The following is a 4990-nucleotide window of genomic DNA, read 5'->3' on the forward strand; positions in this document are numbered from 1 at the left end:
GCCCGGCCGGGCCGATCGGCCCGGCCGGGGTTGCCCCGCCGGGCCGGCGGCCGGTGGGCCGGGACGGGGGGTTAACCCCACCCCCGATCCGCCGGTCCCCCGGATACCCGCGGACCTGCGGTTCGACCAGACTCGACGACGTCGGATCGGAGCACGACGGACCGAGGGGTCGGGAACGGGACATGAGCAGCAGCCGGAGCACGCTGGACCACGAGTGGGGCGCCCTGGGCGGTCACGAGGACGGGGCCGGGCGCCTCGCCGGGGCCCGCCGGACGGAACTGCCGCCGTCCTTCTGGCGGGCGCCCTTCTCGGCCTCCTACTACCGCGAGGTCGGCTACGCGCTGACCGGCCTGCCGGTGGCCATCGCCGCCTTCACCGTCACGATCACCATGCTCTGCTTCGGCCTCGGCACCTTCGTCACCGCCCTCGGCCTGCCCGTGCTGGCCGGCCTGACCACCGCCTCCCGCGGCTTCGGCAGGCTGGAGCGGGCCCGGGTGCGCGGGATGCTCGGCGTGGACGTCCCCGGCCCGGCGCCGGTGCGTCAGGTCCGTCCGGGCGGCTGGGGCGCCGTCACCGCGCGGCTGGCGGACGCGGCGGGCTGGAAGGGCGTGCTGTACCAGGTGGTGATGTTCCCGTGGGCGGTGTTCAGCTTCAGCATGACGCTGGTGTTCCTGCTGCTCGGCTGGACGATGGCGCTCTACCCCGTCTACCACTGGGTCTTCCCGACCTTCACGGACTGGCGGGGGTACCGGGTGTTCGACTTCACCGACAGCCACCACGTGCGGCACGTCTACTACATCGAGGGCACCTGGCAGATCGCCGCGTTCTCGGCGGCCGGACTGCTGCTGGTCTTCCTCACCGCCCGGCTGGTCCGCGGTCTGACGAACGTCAACCGGGCCGCCGCGGTGGGGCTGCTCGGCCGCTGAACGGCCGGGCACGCCCCGGGTGCGCGCGGGACGTCCGGCGCACCCGGAGCGCTTGCCGGGGGCGCGCCGGGCGCTCCTGGCTTCCTCTCGGATGCGTCCGGACGCGTTCCGGATGCGGAGGACATCGCTCCGTGTTCGGATGACCGCGTGTCCGCCGCCCCCGCCCCCGCACCGGACCCCGACGTCCTGGTCACCTCGCGTCCGCTGGACGAGTACTGCGCCCTGTTCGACCTCACCCGCGCCGGGCTGGCCGCCCTTCCGGGGCCGCTGCTGGACTGCCCCGGCGGCGCGGCGGGCCTGGCGGCCGAGGCGCGCGAGCTGGGCTGCCGGGTGATCGCCGCCGACCCGGCGTACGCGCTGCCGCTGCCGGCGGTGGAGGCCCAGGCGCTGGCCGCCCGGAAGTCGATGGCCGTCGCGATGGCGGCCCGACCGCACCTCTACCCCGAGGCCGGCCGCCACCGGCCGGAGCGCTACCTGCGCAGCTGGGACCGCGCCCGTCGGCTGTTCACCGCCGACTCGGCCGCCCACCCGCAGCGGTACGTGGCGGCCGCGCTGCCCCGGCTGCCCTTCGCCGACGGCACCTTCGCCCTCACCCTGAGCGGCTACCTGCTCTTCGCGTACCCCGAACTCTTCTGCCCCGAGCGACAGTTGGCCGCTCTCATCGAGCTGGTCCGGGTCACCCCCGGACGGCGAGGTCCGCGTCCAGCCTCTGCACGACGGGTACGGGCGCCGCTGCGGACACCTCGACCGGCTGCGGTACGCGCTCGGCGGGCACCGGATCTCCAGCGAGGTCCGCAGCGTCCGCCGGGAGGGCGTCCGCACCCGCCGGGTGCTGGTGCTGCGGACCGCCGACCGGCGCCGCCGGGAGTCGCGGCGAGCCCCGAATCGGTAATGGTCACTGGAGCGGTTTGCTCCTATACTCGGGGCTCATGAGCGAGACCACGATCCGGCCCGCCCAGCCGGCCGACGCCGACCGGCTCACCGCCCTGATCCAGGCCTCCACCGCCTACCGGGGCGCGTACTTCGCGATGATCGACGGCTACGCCGTGACGCCCGACTACGTCGAGCGCCACCAGGTGCGGATGGCCGTCGACGCCGCCGACGACCGGCTGCTCGGCTTCTACGCGCTGATCCGCGAACCGGCCGAACTGGACCTGATGTTCGTCGCGGACGAGGCCCAAGGGCTCGGCACCGGGCGGCTGTTGATCGCGGACATGCTCGACCGCGCCCGCGAGGCGGGGATCACGGCGGTCAAGGTCGTCTCGCACCCGCCCGCCGAGGGCTTCTACCTCCGGATGGGCGCCGAACGCACCGGCACCCGCCCGCCGCAGCCGAGGACCCCGTGGGAGCAGCCGGAACTGCGGTTCACCGTCTAGGAGTCCTCGCCGGCCGACGGCGCCGACCCGGCGGGTCGGGCTGCCTGCGCCGGTTGCGCCGGTTGCGCCGGTTGAGTCGGATGAGCGGGTTGACCCGGTCGGGCCGACGGCTCCGGGCCCGCGGGCTGGGCCGGAACGAAGGCCGCCACCTGCAGCCGGGACAGTATCTTCTCCGCCAGCCAACTGCGGTCCGACCCGTACGGGATCCCCCTCGGATCGACCAGCTGCGTCGCCACCGCGTCCCGCAGCCGCTGCGCCTCGGCGGCGGGCAGCCGGGACAGCAGGCCCCGGGCGGCCAGCAGGGCGTGGTACTGCTCGAAGCCGGACCGCGGGTGCTCGATCGCCTCCAGCACACTCGGCAGGTCCGCCAGCGCCGGATCGCCCTGCATCAGCGCGAGCGCCTGGATCCGGCGGCCCTCCGAGCCGTCCGCGAAGAGGCTCCGCACCTGGTCGGCGGTCAGCGCCGAGCGCGTCGCGGTCGAACGCACCTCGGCGACCACGCCCTCCGGCCCGGCGGGGGAGCCGGAGGAGGGCGGCAGCTGCGCGGCCAGCGCGGCGGGGTGCTCGGCACTGCCGCCGAGCAGCCCGAGCCGCTGCATCGCCCGCACCCGCAGGTCGTCCGCGCCGACGGTGTCGCCGTGCCGGTCGCGGTCCTGCCCGGCCAGGAAGAGGTCCAGCGCCCGGTCCGCGTCGGTCAGTACCTGGGGCAGGGCGAGCCGGGTCACCAGCCAGCCCGCCAGGAAGCCGAGGACCAGGAAGTACAGCACCAGCGCGGCCCCGAACGGCACCGCCGCGTCCCCGCCGCCGAGCGCGGGCGCCAGCGCGGTGCCCAGCTGGTGCAGCCGTTCGCCCAGCGAGCCGAGCTGGGTCAGCCCGACGCCCAGCAGCACCTTGGTCAGCCAGTCCGAGACCTGCTCCAGATTGGTGTTCGGCGCGTACGAGCCCTGCGGCTCGCCCGAGCCGCCCTTCACCCGCGGCACGCCGAACAGGAAGCCCAGCGCACCACCGAGCACCGTCGACGCCCCGGCCACCACCAGCCCGCCGCCGAGCGCCTGCCACGCGTGCTCCCGGCCGAGCCCGAACAGCAGCAGCCCGAGCACCCCCGTCCCGGCCAGCACCGCGGCGGCCGCCCCCTGCGCCGTCCGCAGCGCCGACGTGCCCGCCCGTCGCGCCTTCGCCATCGCCCACCCCCAGTGTCCGAGCCGCTCCGCGCCGGAGTCCGCGCCGACTCTAGCGGCGTGACCCACCACGGGAACGGTCCGGGGCGGCCGCGATGACGACGCGACCGCCGCCGAAAACGCAGACAGCCCGCAGGCTGCTCCTGCGACGCCGGCCCGTGCACTGGCCTGGCGCCGAGGCACCGGGGATGTTCCGGTGAGCCTGCGGGCCGGGTGACTGCTGTGGATTTCGCCTGCCGGAGGCCAGGGGCCTCACCCTGCGCAGGCAGGGGCGGCTCTAGCGAGCAGCCACCTCACGCATCCTGATGGAACTCAACTCAGGATCACCTCCTTTCAGTGTGGCCCCACCATAGGCAGGCCACCGCCGAGAGGGCAACGGATTTATCCGGGCCCCGATCAGGCGGTCTTGACCTGGTCCTTGAACTTGGAGAAGTCGATCGTGTTGTCGGCCGGCGGGGCCTGGACGGTCAGCGGCTTGTCGAAGTCCGAGAGGTCGATCTTCGTCTGGCCGTCCTTGCCCGGAGCCGTCTCGATGTGGAGCGGGTAGGGCTTGCCCTCGGTGGCGACGTCGATCGTGCCGTGCTCGCCCTGGGCGTTGGTGACCTTGAGGCTGAAGGTCTTCACGCCGTTGGTGGTGCCGGCGGACCCCTTCTCGACACTGGTGGCCGCCGTGTCGCCGCCCTCGACGATCTGCTTGCTGAACTCGGAGAGGTCGCAGAGGGAGGTGAACGGCTTCATCTCCGGGTCGTTGTCGAAGCCGGTCAGGTAGCGGCCCTTGAAGAGCTCGGCGGCCTTCGCGCCGTTCTGGCCGCCGATGGCGGTCCAGAAGGCGGCGTCCGGCTTCATGTAGGAGGCCGTGCCGTCGCGGAGGACCTCGACCTTGCCCATGCCGGGCACCGACATGGAGCCGGTGCAGCGGCCCTTGCTGTCCATGGCGAGGTTGATCTCCATCGTGCCGTCCTGGTCGACCATCGTGCCCGCCAGCTTGACCGCCGAGGCACCGGTCAGGGCGTCCTTGGCCTGCTTCTTGATCTCCTGCGCGGACAGCTTGTCGGTGTCCAGCTTCGCCACGGTCGGGGTCGGGGTCGGCGTGGCGGTCGGAGTCGCGGCCGCCGCGGCGGTGGTCGCGGGCGCGGCGGCCTTGTCCGAGTCCTTGTTGTCGCCGCAGGCAGCCGTGCCCGCTCCCAGGAGGAGGCAGATCACGGCGGTGCTGACCAGGCGCTTCGACGGCATGAGGTGGTTCCTGTCCCGGGGCACGGCCGTGCCGCCCCCCCAATCGGATGAAGTTTCCTCCGAAGTATGGGGGAGACCCCGGACAGCGGATCTTGGATCCGACCGCCGTTACCGGTTCGTGGCAGGACCGTGTTCCGGCCGTGCGCGGAAACCGCGAAGGGCCCGGAGGATTCTTCCTCCGGGGTTCGGCGGCTGGTCCGCCGGCCTGCTGGTGGCCGTCGTCGCGCTGGTGGACCTACTGCGGTACGGGCCGTGGGCCGAGGCGGTGCCGTCCTGG

The 4990-nt window shown here is 73.7% G+C and carries 5 protein-coding genes; 3 read left to right on the forward strand and 2 right to left on the reverse strand.

What is annotated here, in order from left to right:
* Nucleotides 1-182 precede the first annotated feature (182 nt).
* From ABT247_RS31670 to ABT247_RS31680, 3 genes are all read left to right on the forward strand, one after another.
* Nucleotides 183-926, forward strand: coding sequence for a sensor domain-containing protein (locus ABT247_RS31670; protein ID WP_350749611.1), 744 nt, complete (start codon nucleotides 183-185; stop codon nucleotides 924-926).
* A gap of 147 nt (nucleotides 927-1073) precedes the next feature.
* On the forward strand, nucleotides 1074-1859 hold the full coding sequence (locus tag ABT247_RS31675) for a hypothetical protein (protein WP_350749614.1): 786 nt from the start codon (nucleotides 1074-1076) through the stop codon (nucleotides 1857-1859).
* Nucleotides 1856-2302: a GNAT family N-acetyltransferase gene (locus ABT247_RS31680; protein WP_350749617.1), complete on the forward strand. Its 447-nt coding sequence runs from the start codon at nucleotides 1856-1858 to the stop codon at nucleotides 2300-2302. The genes ABT247_RS31675 and ABT247_RS31680 overlap by 4 nt, the downstream gene beginning before the upstream one ends.
* Here the strand turns inward: ABT247_RS31680 and ABT247_RS31685 are convergent.
* Nucleotides 2299-3483 carry a hypothetical protein gene (locus ABT247_RS31685; RefSeq protein WP_350749620.1) on the reverse strand — a complete coding sequence of 395 codons (1185 nt, stop codon included), beginning with the start codon at nucleotides 3481-3483 and terminating at the stop codon, nucleotides 2299-2301. The genes ABT247_RS31680 and ABT247_RS31685 overlap by 4 nt on opposite strands.
* A gap of 393 nt (nucleotides 3484-3876) precedes the next feature.
* Entirely contained in the window at nucleotides 3877-4713 is an 837-nt protein-coding gene (locus ABT247_RS31690) for a hypothetical protein (protein ID WP_350749622.1), read from the reverse strand.
* Nucleotides 4714-4990: the final 277 nt, after the last annotated feature.

The sequence above is a fragment of the Kitasatospora sp. NPDC001539 genome, from assembly GCF_040298565.1.
GTDB lineage: Bacteria > Actinomycetota > Actinomycetes > Streptomycetales > Streptomycetaceae > Kitasatospora.